The 23,899-nt window shown below is 48.7% G+C and carries 13 protein-coding genes; 2 read left to right on the forward strand and 11 right to left on the reverse strand.

Annotation, left to right across the window (positions count from 1 at the left end):
- Nucleotides 1–37: 37 nt before the first annotated feature.
- On the reverse strand, nucleotides 38–1,384 hold the full coding sequence (locus CEQ32_RS08625; RefSeq protein WP_088585854.1) for an MATE family efflux transporter: 1,347 nt from the start codon (nucleotides 1,382–1,384) through the stop codon (nucleotides 38–40).
- 421 nt (nucleotides 1,385–1,805) lie between these two features.
- Here CEQ32_RS08625 and CEQ32_RS08630 point away from each other — a divergent pair, with 421 nt between their 5' ends.
- Nucleotides 1,806–3,350, forward strand: a complete 1,545-nt coding sequence (locus CEQ32_RS08630) for an MFS transporter (protein ID WP_037416046.1) — start codon at nucleotides 1,806–1,808, stop codon at nucleotides 3,348–3,350.
- Between the two features lie 113 nt (nucleotides 3,351–3,463).
- Here CEQ32_RS08630 and CEQ32_RS08635 read toward each other — a convergent pair whose 3' ends face one another.
- A complete protein-coding gene (locus CEQ32_RS08635) occupies nucleotides 3,464–3,985 on the reverse strand; it encodes a DUF3087 domain-containing protein (protein WP_069454559.1) in 522 nt (173 codons plus the stop codon).
- 342 nt (nucleotides 3,986–4,327) lie between these two features.
- Here CEQ32_RS08635 and CEQ32_RS08640 point away from each other — a divergent pair, with 342 nt between their 5' ends.
- Entirely contained in the window at nucleotides 4,328–5,104 is a 777-nt protein-coding gene (locus tag CEQ32_RS08640; RefSeq protein ID WP_037425870.1) for a substrate-binding periplasmic protein, read from the forward strand.
- 10 nt (nucleotides 5,105–5,114) lie between these two features.
- Here CEQ32_RS08640 and CEQ32_RS08645 read toward each other — a convergent pair whose 3' ends face one another.
- The 9 genes from CEQ32_RS08645 to malQ form a co-directional block, all read right to left on the reverse strand.
- Nucleotides 5,115–6,218 (reverse strand): CobW family GTP-binding protein, encoded by a 1,104-nt coding sequence (locus tag CEQ32_RS08645; RefSeq protein ID WP_088585855.1) that lies wholly within the window; start codon nucleotides 6,216–6,218, stop codon nucleotides 5,115–5,117.
- A gap of 106 nt (nucleotides 6,219–6,324) precedes the next feature.
- Nucleotides 6,325–7,695, reverse strand: coding sequence for a DEAD/DEAH box helicase (locus tag CEQ32_RS08650; protein WP_088585856.1), 1,371 nt, complete (start codon nucleotides 7,693–7,695; stop codon nucleotides 6,325–6,327).
- Nucleotides 7,696–7,896: 201 nt separating this feature from the next.
- On the reverse strand, nucleotides 7,897–10,920 hold the full coding sequence (locus tag CEQ32_RS08655; protein ID WP_088585857.1) for an EAL domain-containing protein: 3,024 nt from the start codon (nucleotides 10,918–10,920) through the stop codon (nucleotides 7,897–7,899).
- Between the two features lie 109 nt (nucleotides 10,921–11,029).
- Entirely contained in the window at nucleotides 11,030–12,619 is a 1,590-nt protein-coding gene (locus tag CEQ32_RS08660; RefSeq protein WP_181159876.1) for a glycogen/starch synthase, read from the reverse strand.
- Nucleotides 12,620–12,686: 67 nt separating this feature from the next.
- Nucleotides 12,687–13,949, reverse strand: a complete 1,263-nt coding sequence (gene glgC / locus CEQ32_RS08665; RefSeq protein ID WP_047535906.1) for a glucose-1-phosphate adenylyltransferase — start codon at nucleotides 13,947–13,949, stop codon at nucleotides 12,687–12,689.
- Between the two features lie 118 nt (nucleotides 13,950–14,067).
- On the reverse strand, nucleotides 14,068–16,581 hold the full coding sequence (locus CEQ32_RS08670) for a glycogen/starch/alpha-glucan phosphorylase (protein ID WP_088585859.1): 2,514 nt from the start codon (nucleotides 16,579–16,581) through the stop codon (nucleotides 14,068–14,070).
- A 2-nt stretch (nucleotides 16,582–16,583) separates the two neighbouring features.
- Entirely contained in the window at nucleotides 16,584–18,842 is a 2,259-nt protein-coding gene (glgX, locus tag CEQ32_RS08675; RefSeq protein WP_088585860.1) for a glycogen debranching protein GlgX, read from the reverse strand.
- The gene (gene glgB, locus CEQ32_RS08680; RefSeq protein WP_181159875.1) at nucleotides 18,839–21,079 is read right to left on the reverse strand and encodes a 1,4-alpha-glucan branching protein GlgB; all 2,241 of its coding nucleotides are present in this window, start codon (nucleotides 21,077–21,079) and stop codon (nucleotides 18,839–18,841) included. The genes glgX and glgB overlap by 4 nt, the downstream gene beginning before the upstream one ends.
- Nucleotides 21,080–21,096: 17 nt before the next feature.
- Entirely contained in the window at nucleotides 21,097–23,487 is a 2,391-nt protein-coding gene (gene malQ / locus CEQ32_RS08685) for a 4-alpha-glucanotransferase (RefSeq protein ID WP_088585861.1), read from the reverse strand.
- Nucleotides 23,488–23,899 lie beyond the last annotated feature (412 nt).

Here is a 23,899-nt window from a genome sequence, read left to right on the forward strand (position 1 = left end):
AGTCGGTTTCAAGACTAAGATAATAACTAAACAAAAATTAGGCTTTAATCTTAAGCCGCTGCATGGCAATGAACATCCAAATGACCAATAGCGTGCTACAGGTCGCGAGCGATATCCACACACCGATCACGCCAAAAGCCCAAGCAAAACAGTAGATAATCGCAGCAATCAGTATGAGTTTTGCGCCAGTTAGAATCGATGCTTGTTTCGAACAATTAATCGCTTGGAAAAAGCTCGCCCCCACTAAAATGAGGCCTTCCATCGGCAAGCCCCAGAAATACCAACGCATGCCTTCAATCGCGACGGGCGTAAGGCTTGGGTTATCACCGGCAAACAGGTACACCAACCATTCAGGGCGGGAATAAATCAACAGTAAGCCAAGTGCGGCGGTGAGTAAGGTCATGCCAAAGGCAATATTGCGTGCCTGTTTAACCCTATCGAAGCGCCCTGCTCCCGCATTAAAGCTATAAATTGGCTGGGTACCGAGGGCAATCCCCTCAAAAATCAGGTAGAAAAACGCTTCGGTATAACTGACCACCCCGTATGCTGCCACATGCAAAGGGCCACCAACCCATAAAAATGCGGTGTTATGCAGAGTCAATACAATCGACAGATACAGATTCATTAAAAAGCTTGGCAAACCAACACGGGCGATGTTGATGCAGTTATCAAGCTTTAGCTTCATCTGCTCAAGATTGATTTTGAGCTGTGTGCGCGCCCCAAAGAAATGCTGCAGGCAGAGTAAACCAGTCACGGCCTGGGACAACATAGTGGCAATCGCCGCCCCCGCTAAACCGAAGGGAAACACCACAATAAACAGCCAATCTAAAAAGGTGTTCAGCACGCCACCTAAGATCAGCACAAAGGTCACCATGGAGGGGCGACCATCGTTACGCAGCAAGGTGGTAAATGCCATTGAGATAATAGGGAAATGACATAAGGCAAAATACCAGAACAGGTATTCATTAGCATTTTCGAGTATTTCCCCCTCAGCGCCGAGGGCAATTAAAATATCTCGCGAAAAAATCCCGCCGATTAAGGCAAAAAATGCCCCCGCGAGTAAACATAAACTAAAGGCATTACCGAGCAATTTACGCGCCTTGGCTATATTGCCTTGCCCCAAGTTAATCGAGACTAACGCGGCGCTGCCCATGCCAATCATGGCACCGACGGCGTAGAGAATCGCGCCCACGGGATAAGCCAGCATCATGCCAGCAAGCCCGGTTTCACCGAGATAATGTCCGACGAAGATACCATCAATGGTGACATATACCCCAGTCACCAGCATGGAGGCGATTGTTGGAATGGTATAGCGCCAGAAAAGCTTCGAAATCGGCTCTTGCAGCAGGCGTTGATCCGTTGCGCTATGGGAAACAGCAGTCATAACCAAATCTCACAAAATAAAGGCAGGGTGCGCACTCAGATTGTTCTAGCGGTATTCACTTAGATAAATAGAATGATGAACAAAAATGCGGCAATGGATTGTACCTAAATTTTACTTTAATACCAAACCCGATTAGCAGGATAAATTTATAACAAAAACTAATCTACACAATATCTTACTGATGGCACACTTTTACCAACCCATCACGACAAATAAAACACTACTCAATAACAGATGTGGCGAAACTCATCATTTTTCACTACTTTTTTGGTATTTACCCCTTAATTAGGTAAAGTGTAGGTTTATATTGCCCGAAATGAGTTAATTATCGAGGCATTATTTGTCTCTGCAATTTAGCTAACCATTTAATTAATAATGAATTAGTGAAATTAAAGTCAATAACAATAATAAAGGGAAGGACATGAGTCACAATAGTCCAAATGCAGAGAATGATCTGCGCGAAGTCAAACAATTAGGTATGTGGGCCTCCATCACTAGCCTAAGTTATATTTTTTGGTTAGTGGGCGGCATGGAGTTGGTCGAGCGAATCGCCTATTACGGCGTAAAAGCCAGTGCTGGCTTATACGCCAAAGCGCCAGAATCGGCTGGAGGTCTGGGGATCAGCCTCAGCGACTATGGCATTATTATTTCGCTCTGGGCGATTATGCAGACATTTGTACCCGTGTTTACTGGTGGGATTTCCGACCGAGTCGGCTACAAGGAAACCATTTTCGGCTCGACCGTGATTAAAATCATGGGCTACCTGACTATGGCGTTCTTCCCTACCTTTTGGGGCTTTTTATCGGGGGCACTGCTACTCGCCATCGGCACGGGTATCTTTAAACCCGGTATTCAAGGCACCTTAGTGCTCTCCACCAATCGTAATAATACCTCCATGGCTTGGGGGATATTTTACCAAGTCGTGAATATCGGTGGCTTCTTAGGCCCATTGGTTGCCGTGCATATGCGTCAACTTTCTTGGGATAATGTGTTTTATGCATGCGCTGCGATTATCTCACTAAACTTCCTGTTTTTATTGACATATACCGAGCCAGGAAAAGCCGAGCGCCTCATCCGTAATCAGCAAATTAAATCAGGTGAAGTCAAACAAGAGTCCCTATGGCGCGACGCTTGGCATGAGCTTAAAAAGCCAATTGTGATCTATTACATGCTGGTATTTTCAGGTTTTTGGTTCTTGTTTAATGCGCTGTTTGATGTACTACCGATTCATATTTCCGAGTGGGTCGATACCAGCGTAATTGTCACCAGTTTGTTTGGTAGCGAAGGCACCAGCAACGGCATTTTACAGTTCTGGCTCGGGTTAAATAACGAAGGCACGAAAGTGATGCCTGAGGGCATGCTTAATCTCAACGCCGGCCTGATTATGACCAGCTGCTTTTTAATTGCCGCGCTGACCGCCAAATACCGCATCACCACGGCGATGCTGATTGGCTGTTTACTCAGTATCTTGGCCTTTGTGTTTATCGGCGCCTTCCATGCGGCTTGGTTTATTGTGCTCGCCATCGCGATGTTCTCGATTGGCGAAATGATGATTAGCCCAAAGAAAAACGAATTTATGGGTAACATTGCCCCCGAAGGTAAAAAAGCCATGTACCTTGGCTTTGTCATGCTACCTCAAGGGATTGGCTGGGGCTTAGAAGGTTATTTTGGCCCAAAACTCTATGAAATTTTCGCCTCGAAAGAGTTGTTCTCACGCGACTTATTACTCGAGCGCGGCATGAGCGCAACGGATGTGAGTGCCATTCCGCAGGGTGAAGCCTTTACCACCTTAGTCAGCTTTACCGGCGAAAACGCCCATGATCTGACTCAGCTGCTCTACCACAGCCACAACATTGGTATGGCTTGGTATATAATTGCGGCGATTGGTACTATTTCGGCGGTGGGTATTTATTTCTATGGTAAGTGGTTACTGACGCTGCAACGTGCGCAGCAGGCAGCGAACTAATACCTTAACCGCGTTATCGAAGCCGCTAATCGATTCCAATTAAAAAGTGAGTGTGCATGCACTCACTTTTTATTTAACGGTCTTGATACGCGACTAAATCATTAAATCTAGAATTAAAAACCCGCTAACAGTTCGACCTCAAATTGTTCAGCCGATAGCGCTAATCCTAAAACGTCGCATTGTGCCTGTAACTGTGCAAGCTCCTTATCAACCGCTGATAAGGTCAAGGTATTATCATCCAGCAAATACACCTGGCGTAAACTGGTGAAGTAAAATAGCAATGTAATCAACGCATTTACATCATTGTCCGCCGCAGCTGCTTGGACTTTAGCCAGCTTGCGATAAATGCGATTTTGCAGTTGCTTTAACTGCCACACATAATAAATCTCTTTAAAAAAGGGCTGAGTTTTTAGCTGATAGACAATGGCACTACAAAGTAATACCGCCAAAATCACCCCGAGTAAATTCCAGTGGAAATTTCCTGTAGGCTCACCGGGTAAAGCCTCAACGCCAAAGAGCGCAATTAATCCAGCCCCAAAGCCAAGGGAGCAAACGATCAAGGCCAACACTAAGGCCACCATAAACAGGTTCATATTGCTACGATAAAGGGATTTATCAATTTGCTGTAACTTCATGGGTTCTCTTTTAATCAAAATACGCATTGGCGGCGCAGCATAACCCAGTTTGCTTGAGCTTGCCTGAATAATATAAGTCTTCCGCCATCAAACCAACCACAAAGGATACAATTTGAAACAAATATGATTAAGGATTTATATTATAAAATTACCAATCTTTTTATTTAGTTATCTTCCGGTTATTGAGGCACGGTTATCCGCATTGATGACAGGTACGTGCAGATAGGGATCTAAATCAGTGTACAATTTGCTGATATTCAAAGTACGTAACGATTTATTTAACAAACTCCCCTTACTTGCACCACATTCCACTTGGAATGAAGCAACCATCACAGGAATGAAATGGCATTAAAGAACACCTTGCGAAGGTTAGTTTTGCTCACCCTCATTTGCTTAGTCGCCCCTATAAAAGCAGAGGAGCTCTTTGCGGTGGGGACTCGTTTTAGCCAAATTTTTGAACAAAAACCGAACGGCGAATACATCGGTTTAGGGGTAGATATACTCAATCGTTTTGCCCAGCAACAAAAAGTGACCATTCATTATCAAATAGCGCCTTGGCGCCGAGCGCAATCTATGGTCGAGCGCGGCCAAGCAGATATTTTAATTGGTCCCTATTTTTCGGAAGAACGGCAAAAGCACTTAGCCTTCTCGGCCCAACCCTTTTATCGCGATGAAATCGTTTTTTACGCCAGAGTCAATCACCCCACGCCTTGGGATGGTAGTTATGCCAGTATCCATGGATTAAGAATTGGCAAAATGCAAGGCTGGAGTTACGGCTATTTGTTTAACGAACGCACCAAAACGCTCACAATTAATGAATTTGCAGATCTCAAAAGTGGTATTGAACGCTTATCCCGTGGCGATCTCGATTTGCTTGCCACCAACATACGCAATACTCAAGCAATGCTCGCGCAAATCAAAATTCCACAGGCAATCACCCCTATAATGCCAAGAATTGATATCCAAGATGGCTTTATGGCCTTTCCAAAAGACGTAAAATTTCAACCACTTCAACAACGTTTCGATCTATTTATGCAACATATGGTTGAGACAGGCGAATTGGCTACACTGGCAAAAAAACGTGGCGTTACCATTCCCACCTCAATGCTCACCGATTAATCCCCTTCAATTAACCAGCTAAACATTCCATTAAGGCCAGTTCAATGTGGTCCCAATCCAGCTCTTGGGTTGCAATCATTTCGAGCCGAGAATCAACACAATCATCAAGTTCAGTGACAGTCATATCCCCACTGCTCCAATTGATCCCCGCAATACCATCGCTGGTAATCATTACAGCCTTTAACCGCAGTAAAGTAGGATTTGTTTGGGTCTGGAGGGTAATAAATTGCATTAATCTATCAAAATCAAACTCTTGCATAGGTTCAAATACCCAGCCGCAGCTAAAACAGCCCTCCCCCTGATTTTGCTTACGTACTATGCCACGCGCATCAAACTGGTAGACCTGCTCGCTTGCCTCCTCGGTAAACAGCCCCTGCAAACCCAAAGTGTCGGCAGTGTTACGCAACACACTGCGAGATTGGCTCAATGCGTTAATGCTAGCGGCTAGGTTAATGGCCGGTTTAGGTAAATCACGGCGTGGTTGCTTAAGGAGCTCAAGTAATTGAGCCGATAAGCCTTGAGGCGAACTATGCTCCACCACTGGCGTATCATCAAGTTGTAAAGCATTGAGATAATGAGTTAATTCCTTAGCTAATTGCCTGCCCTGCAATGCCTCAAACTCAGGATATAAATCGGTTTTGGTCGCAACGATCACATCGGCTACTTGCAACTGCTGCACAAAATTATCATGTCCGCGGTAGCGTTCATCCATTAATTTACGGGCATCAATTAGGCATAAAGTGCTTTGAAGGCGGATAACATGTTGATAATGGGGCGCACTGAGGACTTTAATAATTTCATTAGGATGCCCAAGTCCCGTAGGTTCAATCAGCAAGCGATCAGGCTTAGCACGGGCGATCAGTTGATTGATTGCCACTTGCGTGGGTACGCCCGCCGCGCAGCACATGCAGCCCCCGGCAACTTCACGAATCTGCACCCCACTGTTGTTTGCCTCTAAGAGGCCCGCATCGATACCGACTTCACCAAATTCATTGACTAATATCGCCCAAGTTTCGCCCTCAGGTTTAGTCTTCAAAAGTTGTTTTATAAGCGTTGTTTTACCGACACCTAAAAAACCTGTGATGATATTGGTGGGAATGGCTTTGACGATCATGGACAACACTCGCAGGGTAACGGGCAACGTTTAGGGGCATTCGAGTGTAGGGATATTCTAGTTAAAGCTCAACAAAAAGCGCGCCTTGGGCGCGCTGCGTACTGCACTATTTTACTTTATTGCCGCCCTGCGGCTTACCACCAGAACGCTGAGTTTGAAATGGGCTAAATTTCGCCTTATCTTTTGAATACTTACCCTCGCGGGTAGGAGATTTTCTTGATCTAGCTTGGCTCTCACTCGACTTCCCGGCAGCACTGACTTTGCCAATAGTGCGATCTTTTGGTGCTTTATAACTCCATTTAGTTTTAGTGGTTGCCGCGGGAGCATCGCGGTAACGTGCAGGCAGTGGCGTGCCCTCCTCGTAACCAGGCTGCACAGTGACAGGGAGTTGCTGGCCAATTAAAGCTTCTATTTCTGCGAGCATTTCATCATCTGCTGGGCTGACAAATGAAATAGCTCGACCTGACAGGCCCGCACGGCCAGTGCGGCCAATACGATGGACATAATCTTCCGCGAGGAAAGGCAACTCTAGGTTTATCACTAAGGGAAGCGCCTGAATATCAAGCCCGCGGGCCGCCACATCGGTTGCCACCAACACGCGCAGTTTTCCGGCTTTAAAATCATCGAGCACACGATTACGCGCCCCTTGGGTTTTATCCCCATGAAAAACGCCCGCGCTGATCCCATCGAGTGTTAACTCCTGCAATAAATGCTCAGCGCATTCCTTAGTACTGGCGAACACCAGCACTTGGCGCCAATTATTGCGCCCCACCAGCTCAGATAATAACTCTGCTTTGCGACGTTTATCGACCCGATACACTAGCTGTTCTACGGTCGATGCCGTGGTATTTTCGGCAACATTAACCCATTCAGGTTGATTGAGCATCTTATGGGAGAGTTGCTTCACCGCATCGCTATAGGTGGCTGAAAACAACATCGTTTGATGTACAGGGGCAATAAGGCGCTTCACCTTTTCAATGTCGCGTACAAAGCCTAAATCGAGCATACGATCCGCTTCGTCGATCACTAAGGTCGTTACACTGGACAGGTCTAAATTGAACTGGCCAATAATATCGAATAGTCGCCCTGGCGTTGCGACGAGGATATCGACGCCCTGCTCGACTCCTTTACGCTGCGGATTCATATTCGCACCGCCATAAACCGCTAAGGTTTTAAGGGGCAAAAACTGGCTATATTTTTGAATATTCGCACAAACTTGAATTGCCAACTCACGGGTTGGCGTCATCACTAAGGCGCGCAGCAAGGGTTTATCGGCAGGCTGGGCAGCAAGTTGCTCAAGCACGGGCAAGGCGAAGGAAGCGGTTTTACCTGTTCCAGTCTGAGCACAGGCCATAATATCCTTCCCCGTTAAGGCGAGAGGAATAACCTGTTGTTGCACTTGAGTGAGTTGCTGATAGCCACACTCAGTTATCGCATTCAAAATAGGTGAAGATAAGCCGAGTGTGTCAAATTTCATAGGAACTCTTAGGTGTTAGTCGGTGGAATTGCTCAATGCGCAGCAAAAAAGAGACGAATCGAAGAGATGACTTATTGTACTCTTCAACATTATTAATTTTCTGCATCATGCCCTTAAATGGGGCCGCGGAGTCTAGCAAAATTCGCGGCTGATTTATAGGCAAAACGTCGCACGCCTGATAAACCTTTCTCGCCTAGGTGTTTATGTCAGCAAATACTTGCTGGCAAACTCACTGGCACTGACGGGTTTAGAGAATAAATAACCTTGGCCATAGTCGCAGCCTGCATTGAGCAACACCTGCCGCTGCGCCTCGGTTTCAACCCCTTCGGCGATGACTTTCATGCCCAATTTATGGGCCATCACAATGATGGCTTCACACAAGGTGTGGTCATTTTCATCCGTATCGATATTGCGGGTAAAGGATTGGTCGATTTTTAAGTAATCGATATCAAACTTCTTCAAATACGCTAAGGACGAATAACCAGTACCAAAGTCGTCTAAGGAAACTTGCACGCCCGCATCCCGATAGGCTAACAATTTTTCAGTCACGCCCATGCTAGCATCAAGCAATAGCCCCTCGGTAATTTCCACACAAACGCCAGAACCAGTGACATCTAACTGCTGCAGTAATTCAAGCCAATTGTGTAACAGTGTGCCCTCATCACGGAACTGTATAGGCGATTTGTTAACACTGATCTGAATTTCCACGCCCAACGTCTTGCGCCACTGGGCGCTTTGGCGTGCTGCTTGTTCAAATACCCAGTTACCGATTTCAACAATCAGCCCTGTATCTTCAGCAACAGGAATAAATTCTGCTGGCGATACAGAGCCCCGCTCAGGATGGAACCAGCGCAATAAGGCTTCTGCCTTAGCCACTTCCCCTGTCTCCATCGCTACTATCGGTTGATAATGCAGTTCAAATTCTTTATTCAGCACGGCTTGACGGAGATCGTGAATTAATCGCATGCGGTATTTAGCGTATTCCTGCATCGAAGGGGTGAAATAGTTAAACCGATTGCGGCCTTGATCTTTTGCCGCATACATAGCCTGATCCGCATGTTTAAGTAAACCTTCAATACTAGTCGAATCATCGGGGTAAAGCGTGATACCAATACTGGCGCTAATATAAGCAGTTTCTTCACCGAGCAGATAGGGCTCGGCAATACGCCTTAAAATATGTTCGGCAACTCGCTCAATCCCCTTATGATCAGCCATAGCACTTAATACTACGGTAAACTCATCACCGCCAAGTCGCGCCACCACATCGGCATCCCGCACACAGGATTTTAAGCGACTGGCGGTTTCGATCAGTAATTGATCCCCCATGGCGTGACCTAAGGTATCGTTAACCTCTTTAAAGTAATCGAGATCGAGGAACATCAGCGCAAAGTGATTGCGATTACGGTCAGCATTCTTGATTTCGGCACTTAAATATTCGAGCAACATGCGTCGATTAGGCAGGCCAGTCAAGGTATCGTAGTTGGCTTGTTTCCAGATTAAATGTTCACTTTGTTTTTTATCGGTAATATCAGAAAAAAGCGCAACACGACGATAAGGCAAACCCTCGGCATTATTAATCGTATTAATGGTTAGCCAAATGACATACTCTTCATTATTCTTACGCCGTTGGCGCATTTCACCCTGCCACTCGCCTTTTTCGCGAATGTCATTATTCATGCGCTGATAAAAATCGTGACCATTAAGGTCGCAATACATCATACGAATATGCTGTCCACGAATTTCAGACTCGCTATAGCCAGTGATATCGGTAAATGCGGCGTTTACGGTAATAATCACTCCGTTTTCATCGAGTACACTCATGGCTTCGGAGCTATTGTTATAAACTAACGCAGAGAGTTTTAAAGACTCTTCAATCAACTTTGCATCGGTGATATCGGTATAAGTACCGCACATTCTGAGCGCATTGTTATTGGCATCACGGCTCACCACTTTACCGGTATCTAAAATCCAGCGGATGTCGCGGTTAAGGGTTTTTAAGCGATATTCCATCTTATGTTGCGGCGTTTCGCCACGAATATGGGCCTCGATAGAATGCAATACTTTGGGCCTATCCTCAGCCACTATCGAGTCCATCCATTGGCGACTATTGGCATTGAGCATATCGATATCGCAGCCTAAAATATCGGCACTGCGGGCGTTTCGCTCGATATGGTCATTACGAATATCCCAGTCCCATACCCCAAGATCGCTACTGCTCAGTACCAACTCAAGTTGTTCACGACTGGCGAGCACCTCCATGTCAGCTAATGTTTGCGCCGTGACATCCAAAAAGCCTGCAATCACTAATAATACCTGATGATTTGCGCGCTTACAGGCCACTGTCATATGGGTGTAAACAATCGAGTTATCCTTGGCAATAAAGCGTTTATCTAATTCGTAATTATCGATTTTGCCTTCAAGCATTAGCTCAAACTTTAATAGATCAGCTTCAACATCATCGGGGTGAGTGAGCTGCTTCCAAGTCATATGCAGCAACTCATCCTCTGAGTATTTAAGCATCTGGCATAACCTTGGATTCACCTTGATCCACTTTTGATCGACGCCAGTAATGGCAATCCCAATATTGCCGACGTTAAATTGGCTGCGGAATAAAAAATCATCTTGCAGGCGAATTTGCTCGTCCCGCTCTAGCTCAAAACGGCGAGATAGCAAACGACTTAGCAGCCAGGTAGCAAGGGGATAAATCAATAATATTGGTAAGGCGATTTTCGACAATACGGGCAATGCAAGCTGGTTAGGCAGCAGAAAAAACCATGACAACATCACTAAATGCACTAAAAAAGCAAAACCAAAGACTTCTTTACCCGAAATATTGGCAAGATAGGACTTACGATAATGCCGCCATATCACACCGATAAGACCGGAACTGATAATTACGCCAACGCCAACCCACATGGCGACACCGCCAATACTGAGTCGGTACAGCGAAGTGATAACAACGGCAATCACCGTCGGTAAGCCACCAAAAAACAGGCCCGAAACACACAAGAGTACAGAGCGGGTATCGAAGATAATACCGGGTTCGTACATCCATGGGGTGCTCATAATCGCGACACCAATGCCACCGATAAATAAGCCAATCCCCAGCCGCCATAGTAAAAAATACTGCCGCTGATGCTTTTTAGGAATCGCATCGTACAAAAACACTAAGGCGAGCAGTAACGCTGCATTTTGTACTAAGGGTAAGAAAATGCTTTTATCCATGGATGTGGAAGCAACTCCAAAAATGAGGAAATGGTCTATCTTACGAAAACTCTCCCCCAAAAGTGTAGCAGAATTGCTTACAAATCATGATCTAATTACATGGGGTAATTCACAAAATGTTGTAAAGTTGTTTCTTGTAATCAAGGGCGATGCTATGCCAATCAAAGCGCCGCGCTTTCGCCTTGCGTTTTAATTGCGTCCAATCACGCGTATTAAATTTATCGAGTGCTTCAGCCAGCTTTGCCAGCATAGCCTCGCCCTGGCTTTTGATATCTTCGCCATAAAACACAAAACCATCGACATTGTCCTCGACCGTATCTTGTAATCCGCCCACACCATGCACTAAACAAGGCTGACCGCTACGCATGGCGAGCATTTGGCTAATACCACAGGGCTCAAAAGAACTCGGCATCAGGAACAAATCACCCACTTGATAAAGACACTGGGAGAGTTCCTCATGGTATCCTTGCAGAAATACAAAATGGGCATACTTAGCCGCAAGGGTTTGAAAAAACAGCCCTATCTCTGGGTCGCCGCTGCCAAGCAGCACAAATAGCGCCTTGGGCTGCGTCTGCTGTAACTGTTGCAGTAACGTCTCTAATACCGATAAGCCAGAAGGTAAAATATGGCGAAGGATCAGTACTTTTTGATCGGTAAGCCGACCAACAGACGTCAACAGAAAGTTCGGGAACTCTCCCGCAGAGGCTTGGCGCCACAGGGCTTGCAGCCGCGTAAAAGCAATCATATCGACGCCACTCACCTGAGTTCGCCCACCCTGCCACTGGGCTAAAGCTGACTCGATGCAACTCAGTAGCTTCGTAAAATCCGTTAATTCCATACGTTCGAGGGAGGTTTGAGCTAAAGCCTCTGGGTATTCGCAACCGTTTAAAATCCCCAGTACTCGACCTTGATCAGCTTTATGTTGCAAATCGGCCTCAAGCCCTTCGCCACCGAAAAAGCCCAACTCTGGGCGAGAGGGAAGCAACACCTCCTTGGCGTAGGTGGGTGAGACGAGATGCACCTTATCCGCCAGCGTAATCCCCATCCGCATCGGATTAATGCAATGGGGATAACGGGGGTCGATAATCTGGGCGCGTTGGCCCTCATCCAACTGGGCAAATAAGTGAGAAAACCAAGCCGCAAAGCTTGACGAATCATGGCTCAGCGGCCTAATGCCCTGCAGCGCAAGGTTATGAATCGAAAACACACATGCTATGCTTTTTAACGCTTGATACTCAGGCGCCAGCGCTCGCAGCATGGCTAAACATCCCGTGTGCCAGTCATGCAGATGTAAAAGCTCAGGCATAGGCACAAGCCCTGCCACTAAGGCCTTGGCTACGCTTGCACACAACAGCGCAAACTTAGTCGCATCATCGGCAAAGGGGCGATCACTTGTGCCTTGGCTATAAATCTGCCCGGGGCTCGATTGCCACAGCCCATGCTCGAGCAAGTAAATATTGGCGCCCTGCACCTTGGGGTGCGCCAGCCAATACAACTTAATCGGCTCCTGTCGCCCGGCAAAACTCACCTCAAACTCATGGATAAGTTTGGCGTCAAAGCCTGTTAAAAATCCGTAGCTGGGCATAATGACATCAGCTTGGATCTCAACACCCGCCAGCGCTTGGGGCAAGTCACGGATCACATCCGCCATACCGCCCACTTTCGCCCCTTTCAGCGCTCCATTTTCGGCCGCGACCATTAATATGCGTTTCACCTAACTTCATACTCCAACAGGGTTAATTTTCAAGCTAATTAATGGGTTGGCCTTACTCGTAGCCCACCGGCAGTCCTAACATATCGCGGGTGACTAAGGTAATGCCTTTCTCGGACACCCTAAAGCCTTTTGCCCTATCATGGTCGTGGTTATAACCGATCACTGTGCCTTCGGGGATAATACAACCTCTATCGATGATGGCGTTTTTAATCTTGCAGTGGCGCAGCACCACCACATCGGGCAGCACGACTGAATCCTCAACCACGGAGTAAGAACAAACCCGCACCTCGTTAAACAGCACGCTGCGGCGCACGGTCGCGCCCGAGATAATACAGCCGCCAGAAATAATCGAATCCACCGCCATGCCGCGTCTATCGTCATCGTCAAACACAAATTTAGCGGGAGGTAATTGCTCCTGATAAGTCCAAATCGGCCATTTGGCATCGTAGAGGTTTAAGGCCGGCGTGGGCGATAGCAATTCCATATTGGCCTGCCAGAAGGAATCCAAGGTGCCCACATCGCGCCAGTAGGCTTGCTCGTTGGGGAAAGCACTCTTAAAGGGATAGGCAAACACTTTATGTTTTTCGATGATCGAGGGAATAATATCTTTGCCAAAATCCCTATCGGAATTGGCGTTTTGCGCGTCTTTCTTCAACTGTTCGAACAAAAACTCAGTGTTAAACACATAGTTGCCCATCGAGGCGAGGCACTTCTCTGGATTGCCTGGGGAATGTTTAGGGTATTTAGGTTTTTCTTCAAATCCTAGGATGCGCATCTCGTCATCGACTTCCATCACCCCAAATGCGCCCGCCGCTTCGGCCACGGGCACCTCAAGGCAGGAGACTGTCATATCGGCGCCAGATTCGGCATGGGCGGCCAGTAAGCCAGCATAATCCATGCGATACACATGGTCACCCGAGAGCACCATCACGTACTTGGGCAGCTCATGGCGGATGATGTCGATATTTTGGAATACCGCATCAGCCGTGCCTTGATACCAATTCTCAGAGTAACGTTGTGAGGCGGGCAGAATTTCCACCGACTCACCTAATTCCTTTTTAAAGTGGCCCCAACCGCGCATCACGTGGCGAATTAACGAGTGCGACTTATATTGGGTCACCACCCCAACGCGGCGGATCCCCGAGTTAATGCAATTCGACAGCGGAAAATCGATGATCCTAAACTTGCCACCGAAATACAGCGCGGGTTTAGCGCGCCAGTCGGTGAGTTCATGTAAACGCGAGCCTCGGCCACCAGCCAGAATCAATGCATAGGTTTCACGAGTTAAATTACTGATATAACGTACATTAGACATAGGCTCTACTCCCCAAATAGCACATCAGTGCCGATTGCTTCACAACCACTCTTCCCTGCCGCCCTAAGGCCGCAGCATTGCATACAACTGCGTATTCCTTCGCTCATTAACGACTCCCTTACAGTTTCCAAATTTCATCCCGATAGCCTGCAATCGTCACATCACTGGAGAAGCGACCACTGGCCGCCGTGTTGCGAATGCTCATTTGCGTCCACTTTTTCGGATCTTTATAAGCCTTAGCCACAGCCTCTTGGGCGAGGCGATAACTATCGAAATCCGCCGCCGTCATCCACTGGTCGTCCGCGCTTTCAATCGAGGCGATAATCGGGTCGAAAATTCCCGGTTCCAGTAGGTTAAAATGGCCGCTCTTCAGTAAGGCCATGACTTCGGATAAGGCGTGGGACTCGGCGATAATGCGCTGAGGTTGGTAATCACAGCGCATTTGGGCCACTTGATCGGCGTTGAGGCCAAAGAGGAAGAAGTTATCCTCGCCTACCTCTTCGAGCATCTCGATATTGGCGCCATCTAAGGTGCCTATGGTGAGTGCCCCGTTCATCATAAACTTCATATTGCCCGTGCCAGAGGCCTCCTTACCCGCGGTGGAGATTTGTTCGGAGACATCGGTGCCGGGGCAGATTTTTTCCATCGCACTGACGTTGTAATTGGGCAGAAACGCAAAGCGCAGATAAGGCGCCACCACAGGATCGCAGTTGACCATATGGGCAACATTGCTGGCGAGTTTGATGATGAGCTTCGCCATAAAGTAACCGGGCGCCGCTTTACCGCCGATCAGCACACAGCGTGGTACCAGATGCTCTGTATGCCCCTGCTGGATTTGATGGTAAAGATGAATAACATGCAGAATATTGAGTAGCTGACGCTTGTACTCGTGGATCCGCTTGACCTGCACATCAAACAGCATTGAAGGGTCAAACTCGACGCCACATTCCTTAGCAATCATCTTGGCCAGCACCGCCTTGTTGGCTTGTTTCACTTCACGCCACTTTTGAATAAAGCTGGCGTCCTGGGTTAAGGCATTGAGTGCCGTCAGTTGGCTTAAGTCCGTCACCCAACCTTTGCCTAAATGGTTGGTTAACAGTTTGGCGAGTGAAGGATTGCAGTGGGCTAACCAACGCCTTGGCGTCACCCCGTTAGTGCGATTGTTAAACTTCTGCGGCCACAGGCTATAAAAATCCTTAAACAGGCCCGACTTTAACAATTGGGTATGTAATCCAGCGACACCGTTCACCGAAAAACTGGCCACTATGGCTAAATAGGCCATGCGGACGTGTGGATCGGGGCCATCTTGAATGATCGACATGCTGGCCAGTTTGGCACCATCCCCCGGCCAGTGGTGGGCAACTAAATCGAGGTATCTGGCGTTGATTTCATAGATGATTTCTAAAATACGCGGCAGCATCAATGCCATCATACGCACAGGCCAGCGCTCTAATGCCTCGGGTAGCAGCGTATGATTGGTATAAGCAATGGTTTGACTGGTGATCGACCAAGCGGCATCCCATTCGAGACCATATTCATCCACCAGCAGCCGCATTAACTCGGGGACCGCAATACTGGGATGAGTGTCATTCAATTGCATCACATTTTTTTCAGCAAAATGAGTGAAATCATTGCCATGGTGATGTACCCAACGTTTTAAAATTGCCTGTAAGCTAGCGGAAGACAAAAAATATTGCTGACGCAGCCGCAGCTCCTTACCGTTTTCGCTGGCATCGTTGGGGTAAAGCACCATAGTGATCTGCTCGGCGAGGTTTTTACGCGCCACGGCCTCTGTGTAATCGCCTTGGTTAAATTCTGCTAAGTCAAAATCATCGGTGGCTTCAGCCTTCCAAAGTCTTAAGCTATTCACGCGACCATTGCGATAGCCAGGAACAGGCATATCGTAGGCAACAGCGAGCACATCTTGGGTATCGACCCAAATCATGTGCCTGCGCCCTTGTTTATCGACATAGGATTCGGTGTGACCAAAGAACTTTACCGTCACATTATGGTGCGGAACACGCACCTCCCAAGGGTTGCCCTCACGTAACCAGCGATCAGGGCGCTCAACCTGATAACCATCAACTATCTTTTGGGCGAACATGCCGTATTCGTAACGAATGCCATACCCAGTCACGGATAAGTCCATGCTGGCGCAACTATCGAGAAAACAAGCTGCAAGCCGCCCAAGGCCACCATTGCCTAAGCCCGCGTCATGTTCGGCCTCTTCTATCTCCTCGAGTGAAACAGAGTAATGGCTTAACGCCTCGCGGCTATCTTGCTCTAACTCTAAGTTTAACAAGGCATTACCCAGTGTCCTGCCCATTAAAAACTCGAGTGACAAATAGGCCACTTGTTTGTTGTCGTAACAGCTATCTTTGATGCGCGTCTCACGCCAATCATCCAGCATTTGCTCTTTTACGCTGAGAGCCAGCGCTTGAAATAATTCACCACGCGCCCCTTCGCCGCGGCTTAATCCATAGCGAACATGGCGAGTAAAAGAAGCGGGTAAGGCATCACAGGGCTCGCAGGGTTCGGGTGCTGTTTTGCTCTTACTTTCAACCGTCTTTGTTGAACGTTTTTTGGGAGTAACGCCGCTGGTATTTGGGCTCAGCTCACTGTTATGACTCATAGTTAATTCCTTATAAAATCAGCATGAAACAGCATAAGACTGCGATCCTGTAGCAAGTACCGCGTCGGTGAGGACTGAGCATCCAGCGGCTCAGTGGGAGTTAAAAATTGTGGGTCCGTTTGGGTATGCAGCAGGCATTGCCACGGTCCTAAACCGTCAAAAACCGGCAGGGTAAAGGCCAAAGGGTGCTCATCAGCATTAACCATCAACAGCAGTGCTTGAAGGTTGTCACCCTGAGTCTGCGGCTGAGTGGCAGTTAAATTGCCTGATAACACCACACTAAGACTGCGCCCAATGGACTCGCTCCACAGGCTTTTGCTCATAGGTTCACCTTGACGGCTAAACCAATCCAGCCTCACCCCCGCACGGGTTGAGACAGGGCTTGCAGCTTGGATTGCAGATGCCTCAGGTGACCAATTGAAGGCATTGGCCACTAGCTGCTCATGGATAAAACGTTTGGCGCACAGCAGCGGGAAGCGTTTACGCAAGGCAATCAGCTGTGAGGTGAAACTCAGCAATGAGCTATCCATGCCATCCGCTGACCAATCGAACCAATTCAAGGGGTTATCTTGGCAATAGGCGTTATTATTCCCGCCTTGGGTGCGGCCCGCCTCATCACCACTGAGTAACATAGGCACCCCTTGGGATAAGAATAATGTGGTCAATAGATTGCGTTGCTGGCGGGCGCGCAGCGCAAGAATGGTGGCGTCGTCAGTTTCGCCTTCTACCCCATAGTGATAGCTGAAGTTCTCATGGTGGCCGTCGCGGTTTTCTTCACCGTTGGCCCAATTGTGCCGCTCGCAATAACTCACTAAATCTTTGAGGGTAAAACCATCGTGACTGGTTAAAAAGTTGATACTGGCGGCAGGAGGCCGGCCGCTATGCTCAAAGAAATCCCCCGAGCCATGAAACCGCCGCGCAAACTCGGGCAACATGCCGTGATCGCCGCGCCAAAAACGCCGCATGGTGTCGCGGTATCTGTCATTCCACTCGCTAAAAGCCACAGGGAAATTACCCAGCTGATACCCACCAGGGCCAATATCCCAAGGCTCGGCAATCAGCTTCACCCGGCACAACACAGGGTCTTGCAGCAGCGCATCGAAAAAACCACTTCCGGGGTCAAATCCATAGGCTTCACGGCCAAGGCAGGCGGCTAAATCGAAACGAAAACCATCGACGCCCATCACTTCGACCCAGTAACGCAGCGAATCTAACACCAACTGCAACATGCGCGTGTGATTGAGGTTTAAGGTATTACCGCAGCCAGTATCATTGATATAAAAGCGTTTATCATTTGGATGCAGGCGGTAATAACTCAGATTGTCGATACCGCGAAAGCTAAAGGTCGGCCCGAGGCGACTACCCTCGGCGCTGTGGTTATAGACCACATCGAGAATGACTTCGATACCCGCGCTGTGTAGCGCATCCACCATAGTGCGAAACTCGCCAATATCCTCACTCGAGAGATAACTCGGCTCAGGCGCAAAAAAGCCTATACTGTTATAACCCCAATAGTTAGATAGCTGTTTTTCAAGCAGAAAGGGCTCGGAGAAGAATGCCTGTACCGGCAGTAACTCGACACAATTCACGCCGAGATTAACTAAGTAATCTATCGCAGCATTCGATGCCAGCCCGGCAAAGGTACCACGCAGCGGCGCATCTATCTCAGGGTGCAGCGCGGTAAATCCCTTTAAGTGCATCTCATAGATAATGCACTGCTCAAGCGGTAGTGGCTCACGCTTACTTGTAAGAGGCCGAATAGTATGCGCCTTAGCGGCATTAAAAAGAGGCCGAGTATCGACCACTTTGCACTTAGGTACAAAATCCGCGTTATCTAAGGTGCTGAAAGATAAGTCTTCATTAGGGTTATCAATCTCATAACCAAAGTTGGCGATATGGTGGTGATAGCGTCCCACGAGCTGGCGCGCGTAAGGGTCTAACAGCAACTTATGCGGATTAAATCTGTGGCCTAATTGCGGCTCGTAGGGACCATAAACACGGTAACCATAAAGCTGGCCGGCACTGAGCCCATGCACATACAAATGCCAGATCTGCTGGGTCTGCTCCGTCAAGGGGATGCGCTGAATTTCCACCTCGCCTTGGGCATCAAACAGACATAACTCCACCCCTGTGGCATGGGCCGAAAACAGGGCGAAATTCACCCCGCCATCATCGACCGTCGCCCCTAAGGGAAAAGGCTGCCCCGCACTTAGGTTAAAGGCGGTTGAGCCATCAGCATTTACAGGCACAGGATTCGTCATAGGCTAACATCTCTATCGGGCGCATCCATCGCTGGCCCGAGGATTAAGCAACCCAGGGGCGGCACAGTGATCAACGCGCTCGACGCCATACCCTGCCAAGGTAAATCTTCGGCAATCACCTTGCCCGCATTACCCTGATTACTGCCGCCATAGAGATGGCTGTCGCTATTGAGGTACTCACAGAAATCCCCGCCTTGGGGCAAGCCAATACGAAATCCTTGGTGCAGGGTTGGTGTCATATTCACCACAAACACTAAGGGCACATCACTGCCCTCGCCATAGCGAACAAAGCTAAAAATACTGTCGCGGCCATTGTCACAATCGAGCCAGCGAAAACCCTGCGAGTCATAGTCGAGCACGGATAAGGCGGGGAATTGGCGATAAAGCTGATTCAGATCCCGAAGCCAGCGCTGCACGCCTTGGTGGGGCTCAAAAGCAAGCAAATGCCAATCGAGGCTATGGTTATGGTTCCATTCGTCACGCTGGGCAAACTCGCTGCCCATAAACAGTAATTTTTTGCCTGGATGCCCCCACATAAAGCCGTAATAGGCCCTGAGGGTAGCGAATTTTTGCCAATCATCGCCGGGGATTTTATGCAGCAAAGAGCCCTTGCCGTGCACTACTTCATCGTGGCTTATCGACAGCATAAATTGCTCCGAATAGGCATACATCAGGCTAAAGGTCAGCTGGTTGTGGTGATACTGGCGATAAATAGGATCGCGGCCTAAGTAGCTTAAGCTGTCGTTCATCCAACCCATATTCCATTTAAAACCAAACCCCAACCCGCCGCTATCCGTCGGCTTAGTCACGCCTGCAAAGGCAGTTGACTCTTCGGCTATCATGCAAATGCCGGGGAAGGCTTGATACAAACGTTGATTCAACATTTGCAGAAAATGAATCGCCTCTAAATTCTCCCGTCCGCCATAGGCATTGGGCAGCCATTGTCCGGGTTCGCGGCTGTAGTCGAGGTACAACATGGATGACACCGCATCGAGCCTTAACCCATCAAGGTGAAACTCCCGCAGCCAATAGCAGGCATTGCTGAGCAGAAAACTACGCACCTCTCCGCGGTCGTAGTTATAGATCAGCGTATCCCAATCGGGGTGCGTGCCTTTGCGCGGATCTTCATGTTCATAGAGGCAAGTGCCATCGAAACGCACAAGGCCGTGGGGATCCTTAGGGAAATGCGCCGCGACCCAATCGAGTAACACGCCAATGTCGGCCTGATGGCAAGCATCGATAAAGGCCTTTAAGCCATTAGCATCACCAAAACGATGGGTCGGCGCATACAGGCCAACGGGTTGATACCCCCAAGAGCCATCGAAGGGATATTCACTGATCGGCATCAACTCGATATGGGTAAAGCCTTGCTCTTTCACATAGGGGATCAACTGCTCGATTAAGTCTTGATAATCAAAATATTGCTCACCAAACTCGCCTTTTCGGCGCCAAGAGCCTAACTGCACTTCGTAGATAGACATAGCGGCGCGATGCCAAGCCGTGCTCGCCCGTTTGTCCATCCATTGTGTATCTGCCCAAGGGTGTTGATGTTTTTTCGGCACTATGGAGGCATTGTGCGGCGCACATTCCATTTGGGTCGCCATAGGGTCAGATTTAGCGTGACGCTCGCCATTTTGATAAATCAGATCAAACTTATAGTGCGCGCCTTCGGCAACATCAGGCAGGAAAATCTCCCACAAGCCGTTGGCCAGATGCTGGCGCATCACATGGCGAGTATCGTCCCAGTGGTTAAAATCCCCCACCACAGAGACTCGTTTAGCATTGGGTGCCCATACGCAAAAATGGACTCCTTCTACGCTATCGACTTGGTGCCAGTTCGCACCTAAAAAGCGATAGGCCTGCTCAGAACTTCCCTCGCCGAAGAGGTATAAGTCCTGACTATCGAGGAGTGAACCAAACTGATAAGGATCGATAATATCCAACTCACAGAGGGGATAAGTCACCCGTAGCGCATACAAAAAGGGCTTAACCCGTCTGCCAAGCGTGCCCGCAAATAGTCCCGCCTCATTGACGCGCTCAAGGCTCGCCACCTTACGGCCATCCTTAAGACTTATCACATCAACCTTTTGGGCGTTGCGTAAAAAACAGCGCACGACTAGGGCCTTGCCCTCGTTGATGCTGTGCATACCGAGCAGGGAAAACACATCCGTATATTGACCGTTTAACAGCGCGACATCGCTACCGTCATAGAAGTAAGTCTGGGCTTGAGTCATCATTTGGCTTCCATTTTTAGTCAAAGGGTATCTGTATGCGCAGCCGTTTCTGGCAAATGTCTTGCCGCAGCAATGCGTTGCAAACGTTCATCCAGCGTAGGTTTAACCGCTGCCTCACTTAGGCTGATGGGCAATCGCCGCTGCCAATTCGGGTACTCGAGCCAAGTGCCGGGAATATTCACCGCATGGCGGTCCCCTAGCAGATCGCACCACTGCACGCTGTAAAGTGCGCTATTGCCCGAGGCGCAAAATGGCATCCACGCCGTTAATAAATCTTCAATATCAATCTGTTGAATATCTGTCTCGGCTAATAAGCCCTGGGAGATTAAGCACTGCGCGAGCTGGTGTTTTTCCTGCTCACGTCCGGCGAGCGCTTCCCACAGTTCATCATCAGTCTTGAGTAGTTCGAGTTGTCGCCTCAGGTGCAAATCGCTGCCCGTCCACCAAGCGACTAACGTCGGCACATCGTGGTTTGCCAGCATCATCAAACTCTGGAACTTATACTGGCTCGGCGGCTTAAAGCCTTGATGGTCTTTGCAGAAGTAGAACAACTCGTTGGAGTAAACCCCCGCCTGATACAGGCGATGAATAATATCGGGCGGCACTAGGCCCAAATCCTCCCCAATCACCACACAGCGGGCACGTTGACTCTCAAGGCAGAGAATCGCCAACAGAGTTTCGACCGGGTAATACACATAGGCGCCATGGCCGAGGCGCTTATCTAGTGGCCACCACCAGAGCCGCAGCAGCCCCATCACATGGTCGATTCGCAGCGCACCGCAGTGGGTCATGTTGGCGCGGATAAGCTCAATAAAATGACGATATTGATGCTGTTTTAGCTTGACGGGGTCGAGGGGCGTAAGGCCCCAGTTTTGTCCCTGCGGCGCGAAGGGATCTGGCGGTGCACCTATGCTGGAGTTTAAGCAGAACTGCTGCGAATTGGCTTGAACCTCAACGCCTTGCAACGCGGCGCCTACGGCCAAATCGCGGATAAGCCCTATGCCCATTCCCGCTTCTTTGGCTTTGAGTTGGCATAGTTGCAGTTGATCTTCGGCCACAAACTGCAGGTATAAATAAAAGCCTTCATCCTGCGCTATGGCCCTTGGGCTGCGTAGCGATTCGGCTTGGGCAAATTCCCTGAGCGGCGCGCCTTGCTGTGCTACAAAATCCTCAAATCGCTGCGCCCTTGGTGTGTTTGGCTGTAAATGGTGTTCGCAAAAGACAGTGTATAAACGTGCAAAGGCGCGGTACTTAAGCTCACTCACCTTGGGATAATCGAGCCAGTTCTCCGCATTGAGTAGGGCAATGGCTTCTTGCCATTCCTTCGCCGCAAACTCCGTCTTTAATGGCTCAAATTCAGGCACACTAGGTAAATGAATATACAGCGGATTCAGCCTTCGACGATCGCAGGGACTATAGGGACTCGGATGTTCCGGCGCGGCAATATCTAAGGCATGCAATGGATTAAGTTGAATAAAATCGGCGCCATATTCGGCCACTAAACCAATCAGTTGCTCTAAATCGCCAAAGTCGCCGATACCCCATTGGCTTTCGCTGCGCAGACTATAAAGCTGAAGACTCACTCCCCAGGGTTTATGGCGCTTTCCTTGCGCCACAGCGCTCATCACCCCTTGATAGGCGGTTCTCGGTGCCACCATAAAAGTGCCATGGAACTCAGTCGCCTTGCATGCTACAGAAATGCTTGCTGATGAGGTGCTTGCCGATGCTAGGCCGTGCTGAACATCTGCCAGCCCAAGCAAACTGACGCTCAGAGTGTGGTAGCCCAGCCCGAGGCAAGATAAATCACTTAAGTTGTCTTTATTGCTAGATGCGTTTGGCGCGGCGCTGACATTTTCCCATGAACGGCGCGGCTCAGCGCTGCTATCTTGCTCAGCGGCATCGCCCGCATCACGGCAATGAAACTCATGACCTAAGAGGTCGAGGCGGTATTGCAGGAACTGACACTCATTGGCAAAGGAGCTGGTGCCAAACTGCGCCAACTCCTGCGCCTGAATACGATAATCCCCAATCGGTTTTAGCGCCAAAAATGGCACCTCAAGAATAACCCTCTCCCCTTGCTCACAGGTAAAGGTGAGTAGCAGATCGCCACGGTAAGATTGAGGTAAATACAGGCAGACCCAAGGTTCATCGACATAACACCAATGAAACGCTGGCAACACTTGTGTCCAATGGTGTGCATCGAGTTGATACACCTGAGCGTCAAGCTCGTCGCCACTGGGTAAACTCGTTAACGGTTCATCCTTTGCCTCGCAGGACTGAGTATTTTTTTCCTGCAACATACAGGTCAAAATCCCTTGCCTGTCAGCCTCGGGAATGCGGATGTACTGGCCAAAGCAGTCGGTAAAGTCTGCCCCCACGCCCCGCAAATACAGCAACTTCTCCAGCCCCATATTTGTCGCCCCCGCGACTGCTCATCCATAGTCTTAGATAGGCAGTAACCATGCCAGCGCAAAATAACAGCATGAAGACAGATTTGTGTCAGCCAAGTGACAACAAAGAAAACTTATAAATCAGCATCTTGAATAAAATACGTGCCTTTATCACCCAAGCCTTTGCCCACCGAGCCATCTCGCAAACGCACTAGTTTGAAGCAGGGAGTGATTAAAAAAGGTGCAACGCGCTTAAATGGCGCAAGCAAAACAACATCTTATCTTTGAGTACATTAGTGAGATTTATCTCTTAGGTTGAATGCCTCTCTGGCACAGGGGAGATTAGAGTGGCAACTAGCTGCAACACTTTGTATCAATTACATTTTTCATCTTGAAATCCCCTTCATCGCTCTGTCACTATGCGCGCACAAAA

Origin of the sequence: Shewanella sp. FDAARGOS_354 (genome assembly GCF_002209245.2) — a bacterium.
Taxonomy (GTDB): domain Bacteria; phylum Pseudomonadota; class Gammaproteobacteria; order Enterobacterales; family Shewanellaceae; genus Shewanella; species Shewanella xiamenensis.